Raw genomic sequence first — 24,118 nt, 5'->3', positions numbered from 1 at the left:
CTGGCGCACGGCGATTCTTGGCCGTACCGCCATACCGTACTCCTCGCCCCCGACCATCCATGCATTGTGCCGATCGCTTCTGCCCTCCTTCTGCCCGCCACATCAGCGGGAGCTGCGATTGAAGCTCGCCGTGCTTGGTGCAGGCGTGGTCGGCGTCACCACCGCCTATGAACTGGCCCAGGATGAGCACTCGGTCACCGTATTCGAGCGACGCCAGACAGCGGCAGAAGAAGCCAGCTTTTCCCCTGGGGGCTTGCTCGCACCAGAATGGATGGCCGCGTGTGCTGCCCTGGAATGGGAACGGGCGAACGAGCGCCAACAATCTTGGTGGTCGAAGCTGCTGGGCCACCGGTCACCCGTCAACCCAAATCCGGGACCAGCCCTTCTGGCCATGGCCTGCCACTCGCTCGAACGGCTCTCACAGCTGTCCGAACATCTGATGCCATCCTTCGGTGAGCAGCAAGGCCTGATGACCGTATGGAGGGACCCGTCAGGGCACCCGGTTGCAGCCCGACTGCAAAGCATCCTTGCGGACTATGGCTGCAAGTCCCTTCTGACCGACGCAGAACATGCCAGAAATCTTGAGGCGGCGCTGAACCCCGACACCACGCTCGCAGGCTCGCTTGTCGTTCCTGAGACGTGGTCTGCGAACTGCCGTCAGTTCGTGCTGCAACTCAAGGCCCATGCCCAGCACGCCGGCTGCCGCTTTCGGTTCGCAACCGAGGTTCTGGGCATTCAGCACATGCCCGGCCAGCGCGGCATCCGTGTGCTGAGCAACCAGCAGGATGCCTCCATTGAACTGTTCGATGGCGTCGTCTTGTGCGCAGGCGAAGCAACACGCGGGCTCTTGAAACCATACGGACTGGACCTTTCGATGGAAACCCGGGTTGCCCATGCGGTCTCGGGGCTCATCCGCGAACCCCTGGATGCGCCATCGGCGACCATTCACGACCTCCAGCAGGGCATCACGATCGCCCGCACTGGACAATGGGTTCGTGCAGTCGGCCCTGCCCTCCGAGCTTCGCGACTGCCCCGGGCCGGGGCCGCATTCAAACCGCTGTACGAGTCTCTAAGCGACTGGTTTCCGGGAGCGCTTAGGACGGGAGTCTCGGGCGCTGTACAAGAGTGGAGCGGCACAGTGACAACAACGCCTGACGCACTGCCTATGCTTGGCCCCTCCGGCGTGCCAGACGTCTGGATAAATGCGGGGCATGGCATGCACGGCTGGCTTTTGGCCTGCGGCTGCGCCAAAGTGCTAGCGAATCAGTTGTCTGGCCGGCCACCCGAGATCGACATCACCCCCTTCCAGGCGCAAAGAAGCCTGCCCGCGGCCGCTTGACGGACTGGTCCTGCCGCCCCACCATGGGTCAAGCACACGATCAACGCACCCAGGAGGCATTCCATGCAAACGCTCCGCTTCATCAACGAACAACGATGACTCGAGTGCGGCGCATCGGGCCCCTCTGCAGCGAACCACTGCACGACAGCGCAGCCACGCGCGCGCTGGAGCGCGCGATGACGGCGTCCCTGCCAGCGCATGAGCTGATGGCCCGTGCAGGACGAAGTGTGGCCGACCTGACCATGGCCCTTGCCCCCCACGCCCGCCGCATCTGGATCGCCTGCGGTCCGGGCAACAACGGGGGCGATGGGCTGGTGGCCGCTCGCCACTTGTCTCTGCACGCCCAAAGCCGCCAGGGCCGGCCGGAGATCGTCACCACGCTCACCGGTGACCCCGGCCGGTTGCCTCCAGATGCCGCGCACGCCCTGACCCTGGCCCTGGAAAGTGGAGTGACGTTAGCGTCCTCGCCGCCGCATGATTTTGACGTGGCCATTGATGCCCTGCTGGGCATCGGAACAACTCGCCCCCCTGCTGGTGAAATGGCCGAGTATCTGCGCCGCCTGCACCGAACCAGCGCCACAGTGCTGTGCGTAGATGTGCCCAGCGGCCTCCTGGCCGACACCGGAGAGTACCTGGGGCCTGCTGCACCGATACCGAACGGCCCCCGGCACACACTGTCTCTGCTGACACTCAAACCAGGACTGTTCACTGCCGCAGGTCGAGATCAGGCGGGATCCGTGTGGCTGGACACACTGGGAGCCACAGCCACCAACTGCCCGGCATATGCCGCCATTCTTCAAGGCGCAACCGATGCACGTACGCGCCGGGCGCATGCGGCCCACAAGGGAAGCCAAGGAGATGTGCTCGTGGTCGGCGGTCAGGGTCTCGCGCCCTCCGGTGCCGGCATGACCGGGGCAGCCATCCTCGCCGCACGGGCCGCACTTCACGCAGGCGCCGGTCGGGTCTATGTCGGGCTTCTTTCTCCCGATGCACAACAGCCCTCCTGGGATCCCCAATGTCCTGAGCTCATGTTCAGGCAAACAGACACGCTGCTCGCCGATGAGACCTTGTTACGGCAAGCCACTGTGGTGTGCGGCTGCGGCGGCGGCCAGGCAATTGCCAAGTATCTCCCCAGCATCCTGTCGACTTGCCCATCCCTGGTCCTGGATGCAGACGCGCTGAACGCCGTTGCTGGCGATGACGCGCTCCGCCGCCTGGTGGTGGAGCGCAGCGCGCGAAACTGGGTCACCGTCGTCACCCCTCACCCGCTTGAAGCAGCGCGCCTGCTGTCGACCAGCACGCCTTCAGTAATGAAGGACCGCCTCGGCGCAGCGCGTCTGCTCAGCGAGCAGTTGAACGTGATCGCTGTGCTCAAGGGATCTGGAACGGTGATTCACGCGCCTGGCGAAACACCCCGGATCAACGCCAGCGGCAATCCGGCGCTGGCCACTGCGGGCACAGGAGACGTCCTGGCCGGATGGATCGGAGCCTCACTGGCGAACTCCACTAGTCGATCAGCGCCCTCCTATGAGGCGGTCCTTGAGGCCGTGTCAGGTCATGGCAGATTGGCAGACCAATGGGTGGTGCACCATGAACAGACCCTCACGGCCAACCGCCTAGTGGAGTGCATTCGTGGAGCGCGCTGCTGAGCCGGCGCGTCACCCCAGCAAAATCAGCCCGATCTGCAGCAGGACGATGAGCACAAGCACGGACAAATCCACACCGCCGATCTGTGGCACCACCCTTCGGATGGGGCGCAGCAGGGGCGAGCAAAGCCGGTCCAGCGTGCCCATCACCGGTGCACCTGACTGCACCCACGAGAGCACCGCAAACACCAGCAACAGGAAGATAAGCCCCTGAAGCAACACCCGGATCAGTAGATAAAAAGCCAAACCCGGAATGGCCACCAAGGGCGCGACCACACCAACGGACGACGGCGCCAGTGCCGCACCGAGCATCAGGCGCAAACCGCCATAGCCAATGGCCAGCAGCACCGCAGCCAGCAGGCTGCCCCAGTCGATCGGGCTCTGGGACATGGAGCGCGGCAGGATTTTGCGCACTGGTCCCACCAGCCAGTGTGTGAGCGCCATGGCGAACCGGCCGGGCTGAGCCGACATGTTGATGCGAAGGTGATTCATCCAGGCTCGCAGGAGCGCCGCTCCTATGAGCAGAAAAAACACCGTCTCCAAAACGAAAAAAAGCGCGGCGGCCATCAGCGACGCCCCTTCCGCGTCTTGCCCGCCCCACCGCGCGCAGAACCTCTGGCCTCCTTGTTGCGCCCGCCTCCTTTGGCGGTTGCGCCCTTGCCGGGCCCCGTGGATTCCCGGGGAGTTGCCTTGCCCTGCGCCCGCTCCTCACGCTCACGCAGACGCCGTCCCCCGCCTTGATCCGGCGCCCCCTCTCCGCCAGTCTTGTCGCGCATGGCCCGCAGCATGGCATCGTCGTTGCCCGACACAAGCCGGAAGTCAATGCGACGCCCGTCCAAGTCGACCCGGCTCACCTGAACCTGCACCCTGGATCCCAACGCGTACCGGATGCCTGTTCGCTCCCCGCGGAGCTCCTGCCGCGCCTCGTCGAACCGGAAGTACTCTCCGCCCAGCTCGGTGATGTGCACCAGCCCTTCCACATACATCGCATCGAGCGTCACGAACAGTCCGAAGCTGGTGACTGAGGTCACGACGCCACTGAACTCCTCGCCCAGGTGCTCGCGCATGTACTTGCACTTGAGCCACGCCTCCACATCACGACTGGCTTCATCGGCACGTCGCTCGTTGGCACTGCAGTGCAAGCCGGCCGCCTGCCAAGCCAGCAGATCGGCCGAAGGCTTCTTCACCGCCTCTCCAGCCACGGGCGGGCGGGCCCGGCTGGCCAGGCGCTTGCTCAGTTTGGCGTGCGCTTCCCCAGGCGTTGGCAAGGCGGGCAACTGGTACTTCTGCTTGGTCAGGATGGCCTTGATGACCCTGTGAACCAGCAGATCGGGGTAGCGCCGGATCGGACTGGTGAAGTGGGTGTAGGCATCGAACGCGAGACCAAAATGCCCCTGATTCATCGGCGTATAGATCGCCTGCGACATGGAGCGCAGCAGCATGCTGTGGATCTGCTGGGCCTCCGGCCGATCCTTGGTCGCCTCGGCGATCTGCTGGAACTCGGACGGGTGGGGGTTGTCGCTGATGGACTGCGGAACACCCATGGCTTTGAGGTAGTTGCGCAAGGTCTCCTGCTTCTCCGGCGTCGGCCCTTCGTGCACACGGAACAGGCCTGCGTGTTTGCTCTGACCAATGAAATCGGCAGAGCACACGTTGGCCGCCAGCATGGCTTCTTCAATCAGCTTGTGGGCGTCGTTGCGGGTGCGCGGCACGATCTTCTCGATGCGGCCGGATTCATCGCACACGATCTGCGTTTCCACCGTCTCGAAGTCGACCGCCCCCCGCTTGTTGCGGGCCGCGACCAGCGCCCGGTACACGTCGTGCAAATTCAGCAGGTGCGGAACCAGTGCCTTGCGGTTCTGAGCCTCAGGACCCCGCGTGTTCTGCAGGATCGCAGCCACCTCGGTGTAGGTGAAGCGCGCATGGCTGTGCATCACTGCCGGATAGAACTGGTAGGCATGCACCTCACCCTTGGCATTGACCAGCATGTCACAGACCATGCACAGGCGATCCACATCCGGGTTCAGAGAGCACAGTCCGTTGGAAAGCTTCTCTGGCAGCATCGGGATCACGCGACGAGGGAAATAAACCGAAGTGGCCCGGTCGTAAGCGTCCACGTCGATCGGCGCGCCGGTCTTCACATAGTGACTCACATCGGCAATGGCCACCAGCAGACGCCAACCCTTGCCCCGCCCCACCTTGGCTGGCTCGCAGTACACCGCGTCGTCAAAGTCCCGCGCATCTTCGCCGTCGATGGTCACCAGGGCCACGTCGCGCAGATCGACCCGATGCTTCAGGTCCGCCGGCCGGACTTTGTCGGGCAGTGCCCGGGCCTCTGCAAGTGCCGAGTCCGAAAACTCGTGCGGCACACCGTACTTACGCACCGCAATCTCGATCTCCATCCCGGGGTCATCGATCTCGCCAAGCACCTCCTTGACACGGCCGACAGGCTGCCCATACAGAGCCGGAGGTTCGGTCAGTTCGACCACCACCACCTGGCCGGTCTTGGCCGATCCAGTGGCCCCCTTGGGAATCAGGACGTCCTGGCCATAGCGCTTGTCCTCAGGGGCGACGAGCCACACGCCACTCTCTTGCAGCAGTCGACCGATGATGGGGGCAGCAGGGCGCTCAATGATCTCGGTCACCCGCCCTTCGGGCCTGCCCTTGCGATCCAGCCGCACGATGCGGGCCTTCACCCGGTCCTTGTGCAGCACCGCTCTCATTTCGTTGGAAGGAAGATAGATGTCTGGCTGTCCGTCATCACGGATCACAAAGCCGTGTCCGTCGCGATGACCGGAGACGACACCTTCGAATTCGGCCAGAAGATTGTTTTTTTCGTTCAAGATTATGAGTTCTGTTTTTTTACTGCTATACTAGTCGTCTTCCTGAGATGCCCAGGTGGCGGAATTGGTAGACGCACTAGTTTCAGGTACTAGCGCCGAGAGGCGTGGAGGTTCGAGTCCTCTCTTGGGCACCAATCATAAGGGCTTGCAAACGAAGAGTTTGCAAGCCCTTTTCTTTTTTTATCTGGACCGCAAACAGCGCAGCCAAAACGCGCTGAGCCGCAGGCTATAATGCGAGCATCTTGAGATGCCCAGGTGGCGGAATTGGTAGACGCACTAGTTTCAGGTACTAGCGCTGAGAGGCGTGGAGGTTCGAGTCCTCTCTTGGGCACCAAACACAAGGGCTTGCATACAATTCGTTTGCAAGCCCTTTCTGTTTGCTGCATCAAATCGGCTGAGCCACGAGGTCGTGACCGTCCGCTGCAACGATGCGCGCGCGAGTGAACTCCCCCACCTTGAGCGTCTTGCTGATCTTCTCTGGTGGCAGCAGTCGCACCACGCCATCGATCTCCGGCGCATCCGCGTAACTGCGGCCAACACCCCCCTTCTTACCCAGGCCGGGCGCCGAATCCACCAGCACCTGCATGGTCGAGCCCACGCGGGAGCGCAGTTTGTCAGCGGACACCGCCTCCGCGACCTCCATGAAGCGCGCGCGGCGCTCTTCCCGCACCGCATCCGCGACAGGATCAGTCAGTGCGTTGGCTGCGGCCCCCTCCACCGGCGAGTACGCAAAGCAACCCGCACGATCAATGCGCGCTTCGGCCAAGAAATCGAGCAGATTCTGAAACTCAGCCTCCGTCTCTCCGGGAAATCCTACGATGAAGGTGCTGCGCACCACGATCTCAGGGCAGATCTCGCGCCAGCGGGCAATGCGTTCCAGATTTCTTTCCCCACTGGCGGGGCGCTTCATCCGCTTGAGCACATCGGGATGGCTGTGCTGCAGTGGCACATCCAGATACGGCAGGATCAGACCCTCGGCCATCAGCGGAATCACGTCGTCCACGTGGGGATATGGGTACACGTAGTGCAGACGCACCCATGCGCCAAATCCTCTTGCCAACTCACCAAGCGTGCGAACCAGATCGAGCATCTTGGTTTTCACTGGCTTGCCATCCCAGAAACCAGTCCGGTATTGCACATCGACACCATAGGCCGATGTGTCCTGGCTGACCACCAACAACTCCTTGACTCCGGCCTCAAACAACTTGCGCGCTTCTGTCAGCACATCACCCACAGGACGACTGACCAGATCACCTCGCATCGACGGAATGATGCAGAAGGTGCAGCGGTGGTTGCAGCCCTCGCTGATCTTCAGGTAGGCGTAATGGCGCGGAGTGAGCTTGATGCCCTGGGGTGGCACCAAGTCAACAAAAGGATCGTGCGGCTTGGGAAGGTGCCTGTGCACTGCCTCCATCACCTCATGGGTGGCGTGAGGGCCGGTCACCGCCAGCACGCTCGGGTGCATCTGCTGCACCAGGTTGCCACCGCCATCGCCCTCGCGCGCGCCAAGGCAGCCGGTGACGATCACCTTGCCGTTCTCGGCCAAAGCCTCCCCGATGGTGTCCAGGCTCTCCTTGACAGCGTCATCAATGAAGCCACAGGTGTTGACGATGACGATGTCGGCACCTGCAAAGGTCTTGGATGTCTGGTAACCCTCGGCGCTCAGTTGCGTGAGGATCAGTTCGGAGTCCGTGAGGGCCTTGGGGCAACCCAGACTCACAAACCCTACTTTGGGCGCCGTGGCGCTGGTGGAAACAGGGGATTCACTCATCCCCAGATTGTCTCAGACCGGCCGACCGGGTCAGCGCTTGAGGCCAAAAGCGGCCAGCATCTGCTCGCTGTTCTTCTGCATCTGCTCCTGCATCTGCGTGAACGCGCTGCGAGACTGCTCCAGATACGTTCCCATCATGCCCTGCATCATGGGAGACTGGACATTCATAAACTGCTTCCAGACCTCTGGATTCAGCCCCTTGGACTGTTCTGCCATCTTGGCCTGCAAATCCATGAATATCTGGACGTTCTTTTCCAGATAAGCCCCCATGAAGTCCTGCATCGCGTGACCGTAAAAACGGATGATGTTGGCCAGCACCTGCTCGGTGAAGATCGGCGCGCCTGCCGTCTCCTCTTCCAGAATGATCTGCAGCAGGATGCTGCGGGTCAGGTCCTCGTTGGTCTTGGCGTCCCGCACCACGAAACGCTCGTTGTCCATCACAAGAGATTTGACCTCGGCCAGTGTGATGTACGACGACGTATCGGTGTCGTAAAGGCGCCGGTTGGGATATTTCTTGATGACCCGCACGGCATCCGGGGAGGAGCCTTGGGCATCGGCCTTGCTTTTTTGCACTACAGGACCTTCACGTGAAGACGGAGAGCCCCCCGCGTTGTGGAGGCTGCTGTTGCGCCGGATTCTAGGAAGTCTCCCCAAGGCTGCCAAATGGGTTTTCCCTGTGCGCATCGCAGATGATGCCATGGCGCCAGGCTGCCGCACAAAGAAAAAGGGCCTGACGCAATGTCGGGCCCTTGTCGTTTCGGAGATGTTTGGTAGGCGCGATTGGACTCGAACCAACGACCCCCACCATGTCAAGGTGGTGCTCTAACCAGCTGAGCTACGCGCCTGCAAACTGTCCGAAGCCTCGCAGTATAGCAGCGAATTCTACGTTTTGTCCAAACCCGCAAATCATTTGCGCCGGACCATGCGCACACCTGCCACGTCCCCGACCACCGACATCGCACGGGACACCTGCCTCGCATCGGTGACCTCGATGGTGAAGGTCATCCACGCAATGCCCTTGACCGATTGCGTCTGCACCCCGATGACGTTCATCTTCTCGCGTGCAAACACATCGGAAATGTCCCTCAGCAACCCCTGCCGGTCAATCGCCTCCACGGCAACGTCCACCGGGTACACGGCGGAAGCCCCTTCCCGCCCGCCAGAGACAGCGCCACCCCATTGCACGTCGATCACCCGATCAGGACTGGTGCGCTGCAGATGGGCAAAGTCGCTGCAATCGCTGCGATGGATGCTCACCCCCTTGCCACGGGTCACGAACCCCCGGATATCGTCGGGCGGCGCCGGCTTGCAGCATTTGGCCAACTGCGTCATCAGCGAGTCGACACCGACCACCAGCACGCCCCCGCTGGGGGCCGAGCGCACGGGACGCGGCTTTTTCAACCACGGGGGAATGTCCTCAACAACAGGCTGATCTCCCTGCCGCAGAAGCACTTCCAGCGTGCGAAGCGACAGTTCGTCCTTACCCACCTGTTCGAACAGCGCCTGTGCCGAGGGAAGACCCGCCGAGCTGGCCAGATCCTCGAACCTCAGCGCCGTGCGCCCCTCTCGCTGCAGGAGACGCTCCACCGCCTCACGCCCCCGGGCAACGGTCTCTTCCATCGCCAGTTGATTGAACCATGCCCGGACCTTGCTCTTGGCACGGTGGCCAACCAGGTAGCCCAGCTCAGGGTTGAGCCAGTCGCGCGAAGGGCCGCCTTCCTTGGCGGCGATGATCTCGACGGTCTGGCCATTCTGCAGCGCCGTGTTCAGCGGAACCATGACGCCGTCCACCCGGGCCCCTCTGCAGCGATGCCCCAGGTTCGTGTGCACCGAATAGGCGAAGTCAACGGGCGTGGCGCCCTGCGACAGCTCCACGATGGCGGCATCCGGCGTCAGGACATAGATGCGGTCGTCGAACAGGCCCGGTGACGCCCCGCTGAGGTCACGCTCCCAGGCCAGCAGTTGTCGAAGCACCGCAATCTTGGCGTCGTACTCGGAACTGGCCGACACGCCCGCATAGCCTTTGGTGCCCGCCTCCTTGTAGGCCCAGTGAGCGGCCACCCCGTGTTCCGCGTGGTCGTGCATGGCCTGGGACCGGATCTGGATCTCGAATGCCCTGCCCTGCGCGTCGCGCACCACCGTGTGCAAGGACTGGTAACCATTGGCCTTGGGCTTGGCGATGTAGTCGTCGAACTCTTCCGCAACAGGCGTGAACTGCGAGTGCACAAGCGCCAACACCGCGTAGCAGTCATCGGTTGAAGGCACCACGACCCGCAGCGCCCGGATGTCGAACACCTGGTCAAAGTCCAGCGACTTGCCACGCATCTTCTTGACGATGCTGTAGATGTGCTTGGGCCGTCCCTGGACCGACGCCTGGATGCCCTGCCCTTGCAGGTCCGTCTCAAGCTGCAACCGCACCTGCTCGATGTGAACCTCGCGCTCTGCCCGCTTTTCATCCAACAGACGGGCGACATCTTTGTACGTCTGTGGCTCAAGAAAACGGAAGGCCAGATCTTCCATCTCCCACTTGATCTGCCAGATGCCCAGCCGGTTGGCCAGTGGAGCGAACACATGAAGCGACTCGCTGGCCAAGGCCAGACCAGGGTCGCCCTTGCATGCCGCGAAATAGCGCAGCGTCTGCAGGCGCGATGCCAGCCGCAGCATCACCACCCGCAGGTCACGGGAAAACGCCAGCAGCATCTTGCGGACGTTCTCGGTCTGGCTGGCCGCCAGTTCGGACACGGGCACCTTGCCCGGTGACGCCACTGGCAGGGCCGCCTCTTGCGCGGCCAGACGCTCTCCTGTCTTCCGGTTCTGCACCTCGGCCGACTTGATGCGCGCCTGCCGCTGCAGTTGCACCAGCTTGGTCGTCTCAAGAGCGAGTGCCGCGAAGTTCTCGCCGAACGCTTTGGCAATCACCTCCTGTGGCCTGTTGAGGTACTGACAGGCGTACACCAGATAGGCCGCAGCCTGCATCGCCTCCGACCCACCGATGTCGCGCAGCACCGTGGCGACCGCGTCGGCGTGCGAGAGGATGTTCTCGCCAGTGTCCAGTTGTTCGCTGGCCAGCAAGGGCTCTGCAAAGGCACGTGCACGTGCCAAAGCCTGTGCCTGCCGTGGCAAGAAGCTGTCCGAGGTGGCGGCCACGATGGCCGACGTCGGCGGTGGAGGGACAGAAGTCGAATACTGCATGGAAAAGGTTCGCTCAGGCCTGTTCCAGGAAGCCGACCACCGCCGCCACCTGGTCTGGCACCACCAGGGTCGGCGCATGTCCAACACCCTGAAACTCGACGCAACGCGCGCGGGGTCCTCTTTCAGACATGGCCTTCGCCGTCTCGCGCGTCAGGAGGTCGGAATCGGCGCCCCGCAGCAGCAGGGTGGGGGCCGAAATGGCGTCATACAGCGCCCACAGGGCAGCCTCCCCGTCGGCCACCACTTGGCGACCGACAGATTCATCCATGTCTGTCAGCGCCCGGATCGGAACGGCCAGCGCAGGGTCGTAGTGCAGCCACCAGCGCCCCTCCCGCTCGCGCAGCATGGGACGGGACAGTGCCATCCACTGCTGCTGGCAGTGAGGTCCAAATCCGGTGGAGATCGACCACAGATAGTCCGCAGCCTCCTGCTCGCTGGCAAAGGAGGGGTTGAGTCCCAGATAGGTTCCGATGCGCCGCAAGGCTTCCCATTGGAGCACCGGACCGACATCGTTGAGCACCAGCCTGCGGAAGCCCATGGCAGGCTGGGCCGCCAGGGCCATGCCGATCAGCCCCCCCATGCTGGTGCCGATCCAGTCGATCTGAAGCATGGGGTTTTCGGAACGCAGCCTGGCAATGAGGCTGCCCACATCCGCTGCGTAGGTTCCCACCTGATAGGTCATCGGGTCGGCAAGCCAGTCGCTGAATCCGCGACCGGCAACGTCCACGGCGATGACGCGCGCCTGCGCGGTCAGGGCGGACGCCAGCACATCGAAGTCACGACCCTGGCGGGACAGCCCATGCACACACACCACGACGCGGTGGGCATCGGCACCTTGTTGCGGCATCCAGTCCCAGTACGCCAGCCGGCGCTGCTGGCCGCTGTTGGCGACAGGCCCGGGAACATCGACGAACCGCAGCTCTGGCATCTGGCTGGAACCGCTCATTCCTCGGACTCCGTGATAATGGTTTGCATGTTGTTCAACCGATCGTAATGGAACTGGAGATCCCTCATGCTTGCCAACAAAACCGCCCTTGTCACCGGCTCGACCAGCGGCATTGGACTGGGCATCGCCAAGGCGCTGGCTCGACAGGGTGCGAACATTGTTCTCAATGGTTTCGGTGACTCTGAAGGCCCGCAGGCAGAGATCGCAGCCCTGGGTGTGCAGGTGGCCTACCACGGCGCGGACATGAGCAAGCCGGCCGAGATTGAAGACATGATGAAGTTCGCGGCCAGCCGCTTTGGCCAGGTCGACATCCTGGTGAACAACGCCGGCATCCAGCATGTGGCGCGCGTGGAGGACTTCCCGGTCGAGCGCTGGGATGCGGTGATCGCCATCAATCTCTCCAGTGCGTTCCACGCCACCCGCCTGGCGCTGCCCGCCATGCGCGCAGCGAACTGGGGACGCATCATCAATGTGGCCTCGGTCCACGGTCTGGTCGCGTCTGCGGAGAAGTCGGCCTACGTTGCGGCCAAGCATGGGGTGGTCGGCCTGACCAAAGTGACCGCCCTTGAAAACGCGACCACCGGCGTGACCTGCAACGCAATCTGTCCTGGCTGGGTGCTGACACCACTGGTACAGAAACAGGTGGATGCCAAGGCGGCGGCACTGGGCCTTTCCGACGAGGACGCCAAGAAGCAGTTGCTGGGCGAGAAGGAGCCATCGATGCAGTTCACCACCCCCGAGGAGTTGGGCGAACTGGCGGTGTTTTTCTGCTCACCAGCCGGCGCCAACGTGCGTGGCGTGGCCTGGAACATGGACGGTGGCTGGGTGGCGCAATGAACCTCAGCGCAGCTGGACCGAGCCCGACACCGAGACCGTGACCAGGCTCTTGCCCGCCTCGACAGGAATGGAGGCGTCGGCAGGCGCCTGGGCCACCGACGCGGCTCGCATCCGGTACATCGGTCGCTCGCCCTGGTCGGCGGGGCTGACCGACACCTCCCGCAGGGTGTAACCCTCGAAGCCGAAGGCCTTGGCCACCTCGACTGCCTTGGCCTTGAAACGCTCAATGGCCGATGCCTGAACCTCGGACTCGAGCTTTTGTTGCGCTTCGCGGGACAGCGAGAAGGCCACGTTGCCGACGCCCATGGAAGTGATCTTCCCCGCGGTGGTGCTGATGCGGACAAAGTCCCGCCCCTCCAGCACCAGCTCCGCCGATCCCTGCCAGCCCACGATACGTCCGTTGCTGCCATGGCGCGGATACACACCAAACGATCCAGTTCTCACCTCCAGTTGCTGAGCAGAGGCCTGTGGCTTGGCAACCGCCAGAGCGGCATCAACCGCTTGTCGCAACTGGCTCTGCACTGCAGCAGCATCACTGCCATCGCGCGAGGTGCTCAGGGTCATCGTGACCCAGTCCTGAGGCACTTCAAGCTGTGCGCTGGCAGACACCACCACCACATTGACCGGAGCGGCTGCAGGCAAAGGTTGGGCAAAAGCAGCGCCAGCACCCAGAAACCCTGAAAAAACCAAGGCGAGCACGCCCGCCTGGTGACACGACGATGCCACCCGCAGATATTTGTTCATAGCCGGCTATTTTGATTGAGCGGACTGCTCTGGCAGACCGCGAAGCTGTTCGCGCATGCGCTGCCGCTCTTCAGGAGACAGCCGAAATGGTTTGCTGGCGGCATAGCCATCGCTGAGCGGCTGTCGCAGGGAATCGCGCAACCGTGTGGTCACCGGGCGTCCTTCCTGGATCTCGGCGGGCGACACCGCCACAGGCTCAGAGGCCAGGGGCTGGGCAGGCTGCTCCCGCAACTCCAACGCGGCAGAGAGCAATGGCGCCCCCAGCAGCATCGCGGACACAGAGTATTTATGGTTGATCATGGTTCTGGCTGAACTGAACGATGAAGGCATTCTGAGCGGGCCTCTGGTAACGGTGTGCGGGGGTCGGGCAACAGATGTAACAGCCTGTCAAAAAACCAAAAAACAAGCCCTGACAAGCACTTGGCGCTGCCACAATCGCCTTTGTTACATTTACCGGGAGTTGCTTCCATGCCACAAAACACCACCCGCCCGAACAAGATCCTGGTGGTCGATGACGACGTCCGCATCCGCGACCTGCTGCGCCGTTACCTGATGCAGGAAGGTTTCGAGGTCATGCTGGCCGAGGACGGCAAGGCACTGAACCGAGTATTGCAGCGCGAGGCGGTGGACCTGATCGTGCTGGACCTGATGATGCCGGGTGAGGACGGCCTGTCGATCTGCCGGCGCCTGCGCGCCAACGGTGACCGCACACCGATCATCATGCTGACCGCCAAAAGCGAGGACGTGGACCGCATCGTCGGCCTGGAGGTGGGCGCCGACGATTACCTGGGCAAGCCGTTCAACCCGCGCGAGTTGCTTGCCCGCGTCCATGCGGTGCTGCGCCGCCGCCCTCCGGCCGAGGTGCCTGGTGCCCCCTCGCAGGATGCGGAGGTGGTCAATTTTGGCCCGTTCGAGTTCGACCTGAGCCTGCGCACCCTGCGCAAGGACGGCGCCGACCTGCCGCTGACCACGGGCGAGTTCGCCATGCTCAAGGCCCTGGTGCGCCATCCGCGCCAGCCGCTGTCCCGAGAGAAGCTCGCGCAACTGGCCCGCGGCCGGGAGTTCGAACCGTTCGACCGCAGCCTGGACGTGCAGGTGTCCCGCCTGCGCAAGCTGATTGAGGAGGACGCTGCGTCGCCCCGCTACCTGCAGACGGTGTGGGGCGTGGGCTATGTGTTCGTGCCGGACGGCAACGCCTGATGATCGACGAATCGCGGGTCCCCACCTTCGAAACCGAGCCGGCGGCGCTGGAGACGGCGTCCGCTCCGCTGGAGAGCAAACCCGCGCGCGAGGTGAGCCTGTTCTGGCGCACCTTTTTCTTGCTGTCGCTGCTGCTGGTGGGCTGCATCGTGGCATGGCTCCAGACATTCCGGGCGCTGGAATACGAGCCGCGCACGCTGCAAAGTGCGCAACAGCTGGCTTCCCTGGTGAACCTCAGCCGTGCGGCACTCGTGCACTCCGACTCGATTGCCCGTGTGTCGCTGGTCAAGACCATGGCCGACGAGGAGAAGGTGAGGATCGCCCCTCGTGAGCCGGGTGACAAGTTCCGGCTCTACGACGCGGACTCACTCAGCAGGACGGTCAGCGCCCAGCTCAGCGCCAGGCTGGGCCCTGACACCGTGGTCGCTCGCGAGGTCAACGGCACGCCGGGTCTCTGGATCGGTTTTTCCATCGACGGTGACCCGTACTGGCTGCAGGCCGACCCGTCTCGGGTGGAACTGGTGACCGGCAAGACCTGGCTGATCTGGCTCGCCACCGCCGCCGTGCTTTCGCTGATGGGTGCTGCGCTCATTGCACGCCTGATCAACCGGCCGCTGCAGAAGCTGTCGTTTGCCGCGAGCCGTGTGCGAGACGGCGACTTCAACTCCAGCCGACTCAACGAGGCCGTGGCCACGAGTGAAATCCGGCAGGTGAACATCGGGTTCAACCAGATGGCGCAGCGGCTGTCCAAGATCGAACAGGACCGCGCCCTGATGCTGGCCGGCATCTCGCACGACCTGCGCACGCCGCTGGCGCGGCTGCGTCTGGAGACCGAGATGAGTGTGGCCGACGCGGAAGCGCGAGAGCACATGTCGGCCGACATCGAACAGGTCAATGCCATCATCGACAAGTTCCTCGACTACGCACGGCCGGACCACATGGAGCCTCAGCGCGTAAGTCTCAACGAGGTCATCGAGGCCGCCGTGTTTGCGCTGGGCAACCAGCCCGACGTGGCGGTGAAGACCAGCATTCCTGACGACACCTGGGTCATGGGCGATGCGGTTGAACTCAACCGCGTGTTCTCCAACCTGCTGCAGAACGCCGTGCGCTATGGCCGCAACCAGACGACCGGTGTGGCCGAGATCGACATTGGCGCCAAGACCAAGGACCAATGGGTGCTGGTCAAGCTGCGCGACCACGGCCCAGGTGTCAATCCCGAGATGCTGAGCCAGCTCACACAGCCATTCTTCCGTGGCGACGCCTCTCGCAGCGCCGCCACCGGCACAGGCCTGGGCCTGGCCATCGTCGAGCGCGCCATTGCCCGCATGGGCGGTCGCTTCGCGCTGGCCAACAGCAGCTCCGGCGGGCTGGCCGCCCACATCAAGCTGCCGGTCGGCAAAACCGCCTGATACAAACCGGGCTCAGCCCGGCCGGCGCACCAGCAAGGCAACCGCCCGGGCCTCGATCGACAGGCCCTGCCCGACCGGGCCCAGCTTCTCGGCGGTCTTGGCCTTCACATTGACCGACTCCACGGGCAGGCCCAGCGCCTGGGCTATGCGCGCGCACATGGCCGGAATGTGCGGGCCGAGTTTGGGCGCCTGGGCCACCACCGTGCTGTCGATGTTGCCGATCTCGAAACCCGCCTCGCGCACGCGCCGAGCGACTTCGGTCAGCAGCACGATGGAATCGGAACCCTTGAAACGCGGGTCTGTGTCGGGGAAGTGACGCCCGATGTCGCCCAGCGCCGCCGCGCCCAGCAGGGCGTCGGTGATGGCGTGCAGCAGCACGTCGGCGTCCGAATGGCCCAGCAGGCCGGCCGTGTGGGGGATGGTCACGCCGCCGATGATCAGCGGCCGTCCGGGCACCAGGGCGTGCACGTCCCAGCCTTCACCGATGCGAAATGGAATGGACGGGGGGATGGTGGCTGCGCTCATGTTCGGCTTGAAAGAATGGCTTCGGCGAGGGCGAAGTCTTCGGGGTAGGTGACCTTGAAATTCTGCGCACTGCCCGGCACCAGCAGCGGCCGGTGTCCGGCCATCTCCATGGCGCTGGCCTCGTCGGTCACACCGGCGAAGCCACTGTCGGCCTGGGCGGCGAGCGCGCTTCGGAGCATGCCGAGCCTGAACATCTGCGGGGTCTGCGCCAGCCATTTGTCCGAGCGGTCCACGGTGGTGGCCACGCGTCCCTCGCGTTCGGTCTTCAACGTGTCGGGCAGCTTGAGTGCGAGCAGCCCGCCCACCGGGTCGCCCTCGCAGGCGCTGATCAGCGCCTCGATCTGCTGCGGTGTGATCAGGCATCGCGCCGCGTCGTGCACCAGCACCCAGTCGTCGTCGGCCGCGCCTCTGGCGCTCAAGGCATCCAGTCCGTTGTACACGCTGTGCGCACGGGTCGCGCCGCCACAGCGCGCGAGCCGCAGATCGGGCTGATCGACGCTCAGGAAGCGGTCGTCCGGCGCCACCACCAACACCGTCTGCTCGATGCGGGGAGCCGCGCTGAACGCTGCCAGGGTGTGCAGCACCATGGGCAGGCCGGCGACGGTCTGGTACTGCTTGGGGCCAGCGGTGCCCGCGCGCGAGCCGGTGCCGGCACAAGGCAGCAGCGCGTGGCAGCGCACAGAGGTCGGGGTGTTTTGGAAAGCACTCATGATCGGTCCGGGCATTCTAGAATCCCCCACTTCACCCCCCTGTCCCAACGACCGGGGGGTTTTCGTCATTTGCGACTGAATCCATGGACCTGCCCAAGCTCAAACCCGGCCAACGTTTCCACCTGCCCCGTCCCGTCGGCGCGGCCGATGCCCTGCTGCTCGCGCAACTGGCGGCGCGCGAGAAAGCCGCTGGCAGGCCCGTAGCCATCGTGACCGCCGACGCGACCGATGCGCAGCGCCTGATGGACGAAATGACGTTCTTCTCGCCCGAACTGCGCTGCGCCCTCTTCCCCGACTGGGAGACCCTGCCCTACGACGCCTTCTCGCCGCACCAGGACCTGATCTCCGAACGCCTGGCCACGCTCTGGCGCATCCAGCAGCGTGACAAGGACACCGGTGCCGACGTGGTGCTGGTGCCCGCCACCACGGCGCTGTACCGGCTGGCGCCACCCTCGTTTCTGGCGGGCTACACCTTCCAGTTCAAGGTCAAGCAGAAGCTCGATGAAGCGAAGCTCAAGGGCCAGCTCACGCTCGCCGGCTACAGCCATGTGACGCAGGTGGTGAGTCCCGGCGAATACGCGGTGCGCGGCGGCCTGATCGACCTCTTCCCCATGGGCTCGCAGGTGCCCTACCGCGTCGACCTGTTCGATGACGAGATCGACTCGATCCGCACCTTCGACCCCGACAGCCAGCGCAGCCTCTACCCCGTGCCCGAGGTTCGTCTGCTGCCCGGCCGCGAGTTCCCGATGGACGAGACGGCGCGCGCGCGCTTCCGCAGCCGCTGGCGCGAATTGCTTGAAGGCGATCCGACCAAGAGCCGCATCTACAAGGACATGGGCAACGGCGTGGCCACCGCCGGCATCGAGTACTACCTGCCCCTGTTCTTTGAAGAGACCGCCACGGTCTTCGACTACCTCGGCGTGCAAGCCACGGTGGTGCTGCACGGCGACCTGGAGCCCGCCTTCCAGCGCTTCTGGCGGGACACGCAGGACCGGTACCGCCTGGTCAAGGGCGACCCCGACCGCCCCGCCCTGCCGCCCGAGAGCCTGTTCCTGTCGATAGAGCAGTTCTACGGCGAGGCCAATGCGCATGCCCAACTGGCGATCCGGCCCGCGGTGGAAGACATCGCCGACAACGCGTTCGCGCAGAAGCTGGGCGAGCTGGCCGCGGTGCGTGGTGCCGAAGACCCGCTGTCGCGCCTGCACGGCCACATCCGCAACACCGCCCACCGGGTGCTGCTGCTGGCCGAGAGCGACGGACGGCGCGAGAGCCTGCTGGATTTCCTGCGCGCCAGTGGCCTGAACCCGCCGGCCTTCGATTCGCTGGCCGAGTTCCAGACCAGCGACGAAAAGGTCGGCATCGCCACCGCGGGCCTGACAGTGGGCTTCTCCTGGCTGGAAGCCGGCATCGACTTCGTCACCGAGACCGAACTGTTCGCCGCCGGCCCGACCACGCGCCGACGCAAGAAGCAGGAACAGGTCAGCGACGTCGATGCGCTGATCAAGGATCTGAGCGAGCTCAACGTGGGCGACCCGGTGGTGCACAGCGCTCACGGCATCGGGCGCTACCGCGGCCTCATTAACATGGACATGGGGGACAAGAACCCCGACGGCACGCCCGCGCTGCAGGAGTTCCTGCACCTCGAATACGCCGACAAGGCCGTGCTCTACGTGCCGGTGAGCCAGCTCAGCCTGATCGGCCGCTACACCGGCGTGAGCGCCGACGAGGCGCCGCTGCACAAGCTGGGCAGTGGCCAGTGGGAAAAAGCCAAACGCAAGGCGGCCGAGCAGGTGCGCGACGCCGCCGCCGAGCTGCTGAACATCTACGCCCGCCGCGCCGCCCGCCAGGGCCATGCGTTCCGCTTCTCGGCGCAGGACTACGAGATCTTCGCCAACGACTTCGGCTTCGAAGAGACGGCCGACCAGAAGGCCGCGATCCACGCCGTGATCCAGGACATGATCAGCCCGCAGCCCATGGACCGCCTGGTCTGCGGCGACGTGGGCTTCGGCAAGACCGAGGTCGCCTTGCGCGCTGCGTTTGTGGCCGTCACCGGCGGCAAGCAGGTGGCGTTTCTGGCGCCGACCACGCTGCTGGCCGAGCAGCACTACCAGACCCTGGTGGACCGTTTTGCCAAGTGGCCGGTGAAGGTGGCGGAGATGAGCCGCTTCCGCTCGCAGAAAGAAATCATCGCGGCGATGAAGGGCATCACCGACGGCTCTGTCGATATCGTCGTGGGCACACACAAGCTGCTGAGCGAGAAGACCCAGTTCAAGAACCTTGGTCTGCTCATCATCGACGAGGAACACCGCTTCGGCGTGCGCCACAAGGAGGCGATGAAGCAGCTGCGTGCCGAGGTGGACGTGCTGACGCTCACCGCCACGCCGATCCCGCGCACGCTGGGCATGGCGCTCGAAGGTCTGCGCGACCTGTCGGTCATCGCCACCGCGCCGCAGCGCCGGCTGGCCATCAAGACCTTCGTGCGCAACGAAGGCACGGGCGTGATCCGCGAGGCCGTGCTGCGCGAGTTGAAGCGCGGTGGTCAGGTCTACTTCCTGCACAACGAGGTCGAGACCATCGAGAACCGCAAGCAGAAGCTGGAAGAAATCCTGCCCGAAGCGCGCATCGCCATCGCGCACGGCCAGATGCCCGAGCGCGACCTGGAGCGCGTGATGCGCGACTTCGTGGCGCAGCGCTACAACCTGCTGCTGTGCTCGACCATCATCGAGACCGGCATCGACGTGCCCACGGCCAACACCATCGTGATGAGCCGCGCCGACAAGTTCGGCCTGGCCCAGCTGCACCAGCTGCGCGGCCGCGTGGGCCGCAGCCACCACCAGGCCTACGCCTACCTGCTGGTCCCGGACATCGAGGGCCTGACCAAGCAGGCCGCGCAGCGGCTGGACGCGATCCAGCAGATGGAGGAACTCGGCAGCGGCTTCTACCTGGCCATGCACGACCTGGAGATCCGCGGCGCCGGCGAGGTGCTGGGCGAAAACCAGAGCGGCAACATGCTCGAGGTCGGCTTCCAGCTCTACAACGAGATGCTGAGCGAGGCCGTGAAGGCGCTCAAGGCCGGGCGCGAGCCGGACCTGCTGAGCCCGCTGAGCGTGACCACCGACATCAACCTGCACGCCCCCGCCCTGCTGCCCAACGACTACTGCGGCGACGTGCACCTGCGCCTCTCCTTCTACAAGAAGCTGGCCACCGCCAAGACGGCCGACCAGGTCGACGGCCTGCTCGAAGAAATCGTGGACCGCTTCGGCAAGCTGCCACCGCAGACGCAGACCCTGATCGATGTGCACCGCCTGCGCGTGCTTTCAGCTCCTTACGGCGTGGTCAAGGTCGATGCCGCGCCGGGTGTCATCAACATCACGTTCCGCCCCAACCCGCCGATCGAGCCGATGCGCATCATCGAGCTCATCCAGAAGAACCGGCACATCAAGCTGGCCGGCAACGAGAAGCTGCGCATCGAGCGCGCCCTGCCCGAGGTCAAGGACCGGGTGCAGATGGTGCGCGACGTGCTGCGCTCGCTGGGCCAGCCGCTGAAGACGGAAGCCACTGCCGGCGCGGCTTGATCTGCATCAAAAACAGGAGCAGCACCGGCCGACGTTCACCAGCCGTTCACACAGCGGCGACCAGACTTCAACACAGAGGCTCCAGCATCGGAGCTTTCAACTTGAAGGAAGAAAACAATGAACCTGTCCGCCCAACGCCCCTGGATCACGCCCGTCGTCATGGGCGCCTTTTTGCTGTCCGCCGTCACCGGCGTGCTGATGTTCTTCCACCTCGACTCGGGCCTGAACAAGACCGCCCACGAATGGCTGAGCTGGGCCATGGTGATCGGGGTCGGCCTGCACGTGCTGCTGAACATGCCCGCGTTCAAGCGCTACCTGAAACAGACCACCGGCCGGGTGGTGATCGGTGCGTTCGCCCTGGTCCTGGCCCTGAGCTTCATTCCGGCGGGGGGCAGCAGCGGCAGCGAGCCCGGCTTCGCGCCACCCGTCCGCGCGCTCGCCCAAGCCCCGATCAGCGTGCTGGCCCAGGTCGCCGGCACCAGCACCGACGACGTCAGGGCAAAGCTCCAGGCCCAGGGCCTGACCGTCACCAGCGACCAGCAGTCGGTGGCCGACCTGGTGGGGCCGGACCTGCGCAAGCAGATCGGCACCATCTCCAAGGTGCTGCCGGCGGCCAAGTCCTGATCGGGGCGTCATCCCGGCTCCCGCGATAATTCCGGGATGACTTCCTCCATCGAATTCGCCCCCGGCCTGACCGTGCAGGGCGTCCAGCCGCCCCTGAACCTGCGCGACTTCAAACTGATCGCGTTCGACATGGACTCCACGCTGATCAACATCGAATGCGTGGACGAGATCGCCGACGCCGCGGGCCGCAAGGCCGAAGTGGCGGCGATCACCGAGGCCGCGATGCGCGGCGAGATCACCGACTACAAGGAGAGCCTGCGCCAGCGCGTCGCCCTGCTCAAAGGCGTGACCGAGGAACACCTGGCACACGTCTACCGCTCGCGCCTGCGCCTGAACCCCGGTGCGGCCGAGCTGGTGCTGGCCTGCAAGGCCGCCGGGCTGAAGGTGCTGCTGGTCAGCGGCGGCTTCACCTACTTCGCCGAGCGCCTGCGCGACCGCCTGGCGCTCGATTTCGCGCGCAGCAATCAGTTGGAGATCGTGAACGGCCAACTCACCGGCCGCATGCTGGACCAGAGCTGGGGCGACATCTGCGACGGCGCGATGAAGAAGGAAACCCTGCTGCGCACCTGCAGCCTGATCGGCTGCTCGCCGGCGCAGGCCATCGCCATGGGCGACGGCGCCAACGACCTGGAGATGATGGGCGTGGCAGGCCTGTCGGTGGCCTACCGCGCGAAGCCCAAGGTGCGCGCCCAGGCCAAGGTGGCCATCGACATGGGCGGGCTGGATCGCCTGCTCGAACTGTTCCACGCATGAGCTTGTCCAGCCGCCTGCGTGCGTGGGCGGCGGGCCTGCGGCGCGACTGGAAGCGCCACATCCGCTCCCTCGCGCTGTTCGCGGGTGTGCTGCTGGCGGTGCAGCTCTGGCAGACGCGCGATGTGGCCGGTGGCCCGCTGCCCGGTGCGGCGTTGGACGCCCCGCTGGCGGTGCTGGCGGGCGGCGGCGTTCGCCAGAGCAGCCTTCGCGCCGAGATCGCCGCGCTGCAAGCGGCTCACCCCGGCCGGAACATCGGCCTCTACGTCTGGGCCGACTGGTGCCCGATCTGCAAGACCATCCAGGGCACGGTGAACGGCCTGACGCAGGACCACCCGGTGATCACCGTCGCCATGCAGTCCGGGCCGCCCGAGAAGGTGTCCCGCTATATGGCCTCGCGCGGCCTGGCCTGGCACACCGTGGTCGATCCGCAGTCGGCCATCCCGGGCGCCCTAGGCTTCGGCGCCGTGCCCGCCTTTGCCGTGGTCACGCCAACAGGCGAGCTGCGCTGGCCGACCGTGGGCCTGACCAGCGGCTGGGGGCTGCGGGCGCGCCTCTGGCTGGCGCGCTGAGGCCCTCCGCCCCCTTTCAGTTCATCAGGCCGGTTCCGGCACGCTGGGCAGACCGGACAGCGCCATCGCCAGCTCCTTCTCGTCGTACTGCTCGTCCTTGAGCTCGCCCGCGAAGTACTTCTGGTAGGCCGCCATGTCGAAATGGCCGTGGCCGCAGAGGTTGAACAGAATGGTCTCGCTCTTGCCCTCGCGCTTGCAGCGTAGGGCCTCCTCGATGGCGCCCTTGACCGCGTGGTTGGCCTCGGGTGCGGGCACGATGCCTTCGGCGCGCGCAAAAGTCACGCCGGCCTCGAAGCACTGGCCTTGGGTGTAGGCGGTGGCTTCGAGCAGGCCCAGTTCCTTGCAGTGGCTCACCAGCGGCGCCATGCCGTGGTAGCGCAGGCCGCCCGCGTGGAAACCCGGCGGCGTGAAAGTGCTGCCCAGCGTGTGCATCTTGGTCAGCGGCGTCATGTGGCCGGTGTCGCCAAAGTCGTAGGCGTACTTGCCGCGCGTGAGCGACGGGCAGGCCGCCGGCTCGACCGCGACGATGCGCGACTTCTTGCCACCGCGCAGCGCGTGGCCGATGAAGGGGAAGGCGATGCCGGCGAAGTTCGAGCCGCCGCCGGTGCAGCCGACCACCACGTCCGGCCAGGCGTCGGCCATCTGCAGCTGCTCCATGGCTTCCAGACCAATGATGGTCTGGTGCATCAGCACGTGGTTGAGCACCGAGCCCAGCGCGTACTTGGTGTCCTCGCGCTGCACCGCCAGTTCCACCGCTTCGGAAATGGCGATACCCAGGCTGCCCGGATGGTCGGGCCGCTGGGCCAGCACGCTTCGGCCGTACTCGGTCTGGTTCGACGGCGACGGCAGGCAGCGCGCGCCGTAGGTCTCCATCACCGCGCGGCGGTAGGGCTTCTGGTCGTAGGACACGCGCACCTGGAACACCAGCACCTCCAGGTCGAACAGCGAGCCCGCGAACGACAGCGAGGTACCCCACTGGCCAGCACCGGTCTCGGTGGTCAGGCGCTTGACGCCGGCCTGCTTGTTGTAGAAGGCCTGCGGGATCGCGGTGTTGGGCTTGTGGCTGCCGGCGGGGCTGACGCCTTCGTACTTGTAAAAGATCTTGGCCGGTGTGCCCAGCGCCTTCTCCAGCCGGTGGGCGCGGTACAGCGGGGCCGGGCGCCAGAGCCGGTAGATGTCGCGCACCGGTTCGGGAATCTCGATCTCGCGCTCGGTGCTGACCTCCTGCATGATCAGTTCCATCGGGAACAGCGGCGCCAGGTCGTCGGGGCCGATGGGCTGCAGCGTGCCGGGGTGCAGCACGGCCGGCAGCGCCTTGGGCAGGTCGGCCTGGATGTTGTACCAAAACTTGGGCATCTGGTTCTCGTCGAGCAGGTACTTGGTTTGCAGGCTCATGGCGGGGCTCCTGAAAGGTGGAACAGGGGTGGACAGCGAA

Annotated in this window: 20 protein-coding genes and 3 tRNA genes; 11 read left to right on the top strand and 12 right to left on the bottom strand. The window is 64.8% G+C overall.

Annotated features, from left to right (window positions below; translation table 11 throughout):
• Positions 1–118 precede the first annotated feature (118 nt).
• Entirely contained in the window at positions 119–1,339 is a 1,221-nt protein-coding gene (locus HPF_RS10355; protein ID WP_165961680.1) for an FAD-dependent oxidoreductase, read from the top strand.
• A gap of 176 nt (positions 1,340–1,515) precedes the next feature.
• Positions 1,516–2,988 (top strand): NAD(P)H-hydrate dehydratase, encoded by a 1,473-nt coding sequence (locus HPF_RS10350; protein ID WP_243721723.1) that lies wholly within the window; start codon positions 1,516–1,518, stop codon positions 2,986–2,988.
• A gap of 9 nt (positions 2,989–2,997) precedes the next feature.
• On the opposite strand, the gene HPF_RS10345 is transcribed toward HPF_RS10350, so the two are convergent.
• Complete coding sequence (locus HPF_RS10345; protein WP_243721722.1) at positions 2,998–3,552, bottom strand: YggT family protein; 555 nt, start codon at positions 3,550–3,552, stop codon at positions 2,998–3,000.
• Positions 3,552–5,828 (bottom strand): ribonuclease R, encoded by a 2,277-nt coding sequence (rnr, locus tag HPF_RS10340; protein WP_127806287.1) that lies wholly within the window; start codon positions 5,826–5,828, stop codon positions 3,552–3,554. Before rnr ends, HPF_RS10345 begins: the two co-directional genes overlap by 1 nt.
• 49 nt (positions 5,829–5,877) lie before the next feature.
• Between rnr and HPF_RS10335 the strand changes: the two genes are divergently transcribed.
• Positions 5,878–5,962: transfer RNA gene (locus HPF_RS10335), tRNA-Leu, on the top strand.
• Between the two features lie 115 nt (positions 5,963–6,077).
• Positions 6,078–6,162 (top strand) — tRNA-Leu (locus HPF_RS10330).
• A 51-nt stretch (positions 6,163–6,213) separates the two neighbouring features.
• On the opposite strand, the gene rimO is transcribed toward HPF_RS10330, so the two are convergent.
• From rimO to HPF_RS10305, 5 genes are all read right to left on the bottom strand, one after another.
• On the bottom strand, positions 6,214–7,599 hold the full coding sequence (gene rimO, locus HPF_RS10325) for a 30S ribosomal protein S12 methylthiotransferase RimO (RefSeq protein ID WP_133156545.1): 1,386 nt from the start codon (positions 7,597–7,599) through the stop codon (positions 6,214–6,216).
• A gap of 30 nt (positions 7,600–7,629) precedes the next feature.
• Positions 7,630–8,172: a polyhydroxyalkanoate synthesis repressor PhaR gene (phaR, locus tag HPF_RS10320; protein WP_241559573.1), complete on the bottom strand. Its 543-nt coding sequence runs from the start codon at positions 8,170–8,172 to the stop codon at positions 7,630–7,632.
• A 195-nt stretch (positions 8,173–8,367) separates the two neighbouring features.
• Positions 8,368–8,444: transfer RNA gene (locus tag HPF_RS10315), tRNA-Val, on the bottom strand.
• A 61-nt stretch (positions 8,445–8,505) separates the two neighbouring features.
• Positions 8,506–10,791, bottom strand: coding sequence for a RelA/SpoT family protein (locus HPF_RS10310; RefSeq protein WP_079366139.1), 2,286 nt, complete (start codon positions 10,789–10,791; stop codon positions 8,506–8,508).
• A gap of 13 nt (positions 10,792–10,804) precedes the next feature.
• Positions 10,805–11,737, bottom strand: a complete 933-nt coding sequence (locus tag HPF_RS10305; RefSeq protein ID WP_079366138.1) for an alpha/beta fold hydrolase — start codon at positions 11,735–11,737, stop codon at positions 10,805–10,807.
• Between the two features lie 66 nt (positions 11,738–11,803).
• Here HPF_RS10305 and HPF_RS10300 point away from each other — a divergent pair, with 66 nt between their 5' ends.
• Complete coding sequence (locus tag HPF_RS10300; RefSeq protein ID WP_133156544.1) at positions 11,804–12,574, top strand: 3-hydroxybutyrate dehydrogenase; 771 nt, start codon at positions 11,804–11,806, stop codon at positions 12,572–12,574.
• Between the two features lie 3 nt (positions 12,575–12,577).
• On the opposite strand, the gene HPF_RS10295 is transcribed toward HPF_RS10300, so the two are convergent.
• Both HPF_RS10295 and HPF_RS10290 read right to left on the bottom strand, forming a co-directional pair.
• Entirely contained in the window at positions 12,578–13,318 is a 741-nt protein-coding gene (locus HPF_RS10295; protein ID WP_133156543.1) for an SIMPL domain-containing protein, read from the bottom strand.
• A 6-nt stretch (positions 13,319–13,324) separates the two neighbouring features.
• Positions 13,325–13,618 (bottom strand): hypothetical protein, encoded by a 294-nt coding sequence (locus tag HPF_RS10290; protein ID WP_127806285.1) that lies wholly within the window; start codon positions 13,616–13,618, stop codon positions 13,325–13,327.
• A gap of 168 nt (positions 13,619–13,786) precedes the next feature.
• Here HPF_RS10290 and ompR point away from each other — a divergent pair, with 168 nt between their 5' ends.
• Together ompR and HPF_RS10280 are read left to right on the top strand one after the other, a co-directional pair.
• Positions 13,787–14,518 carry an osmolarity response regulator transcription factor OmpR gene (gene ompR, locus HPF_RS10285; RefSeq protein ID WP_066154387.1) on the top strand — a complete coding sequence of 244 codons (732 nt, stop codon included), beginning with the start codon at positions 13,787–13,789 and terminating at the stop codon, positions 14,516–14,518.
• On the top strand, positions 14,518–15,927 hold the full coding sequence (locus tag HPF_RS10280; protein ID WP_066154390.1) for an ATP-binding protein: 1,410 nt from the start codon (positions 14,518–14,520) through the stop codon (positions 15,925–15,927). Before ompR ends, HPF_RS10280 begins: the two co-directional genes overlap by 1 nt.
• Before the next feature lie 12 nt (positions 15,928–15,939).
• Here the strand turns inward: HPF_RS10280 and ispF are convergent, their stop codons facing one another.
• Positions 15,940–16,452: a 2-C-methyl-D-erythritol 2,4-cyclodiphosphate synthase gene (gene ispF / locus HPF_RS10275; RefSeq protein ID WP_066154393.1), complete on the bottom strand. Its 513-nt coding sequence runs from the start codon at positions 16,450–16,452 to the stop codon at positions 15,940–15,942.
• Positions 16,449–17,162, bottom strand: coding sequence for a 2-C-methyl-D-erythritol 4-phosphate cytidylyltransferase (ispD, locus tag HPF_RS10270; protein WP_066154396.1), 714 nt, complete (start codon positions 17,160–17,162; stop codon positions 16,449–16,451). The genes ispF and ispD overlap by 4 nt, the downstream gene beginning before the upstream one ends.
• Positions 17,163–17,245: 83 nt before the next feature.
• Here ispD and mfd point away from each other — a divergent pair, with 83 nt between their 5' ends.
• The 4 genes from mfd (at position 17,246) to HPF_RS10250 (ending at position 22,683) form a co-directional block, all read left to right on the top strand.
• Complete coding sequence (gene mfd / locus HPF_RS10265; protein WP_133156542.1) at positions 17,246–20,737, top strand: transcription-repair coupling factor; 3,492 nt, start codon at positions 17,246–17,248, stop codon at positions 20,735–20,737.
• Between the two features lie 117 nt (positions 20,738–20,854).
• A complete protein-coding gene (locus tag HPF_RS10260; protein ID WP_133156541.1) occupies positions 20,855–21,361 on the top strand; it encodes a DUF4405 domain-containing protein in 507 nt (168 codons plus the stop codon).
• 36 nt (positions 21,362–21,397) lie between these two features.
• Positions 21,398–22,114 carry a phosphoserine phosphatase SerB gene (gene serB, locus HPF_RS10255; protein WP_066154405.1) on the top strand — a complete coding sequence of 239 codons (717 nt, stop codon included), beginning with the start codon at positions 21,398–21,400 and terminating at the stop codon, positions 22,112–22,114.
• Positions 22,111–22,683 (top strand): thioredoxin domain-containing protein, encoded by a 573-nt coding sequence (locus tag HPF_RS10250; protein ID WP_133156540.1) that lies wholly within the window; start codon positions 22,111–22,113, stop codon positions 22,681–22,683. The genes serB and HPF_RS10250 overlap by 4 nt, the downstream gene beginning before the upstream one ends.
• A 24-nt stretch (positions 22,684–22,707) precedes the next feature.
• Here the strand turns inward: HPF_RS10250 and HPF_RS10245 are convergent, their stop codons facing one another.
• Positions 22,708–24,078: a TrpB-like pyridoxal phosphate-dependent enzyme gene (locus tag HPF_RS10245; RefSeq protein WP_207959356.1), complete on the bottom strand. Its 1,371-nt coding sequence runs from the start codon at positions 24,076–24,078 to the stop codon at positions 22,708–22,710.
• Positions 24,079–24,118: the final 40 nt, after the last annotated feature.

This window comes from Hydrogenophaga pseudoflava (assembly GCF_004353865.1).
GTDB lineage: Bacteria > Pseudomonadota > Gammaproteobacteria > Burkholderiales > Burkholderiaceae_C > Hydrogenophaga > Hydrogenophaga pseudoflava.
Note: the sequence above shows the minus strand (reverse complement) of the source record. Positions and strands in the feature narration are given on the sequence as shown.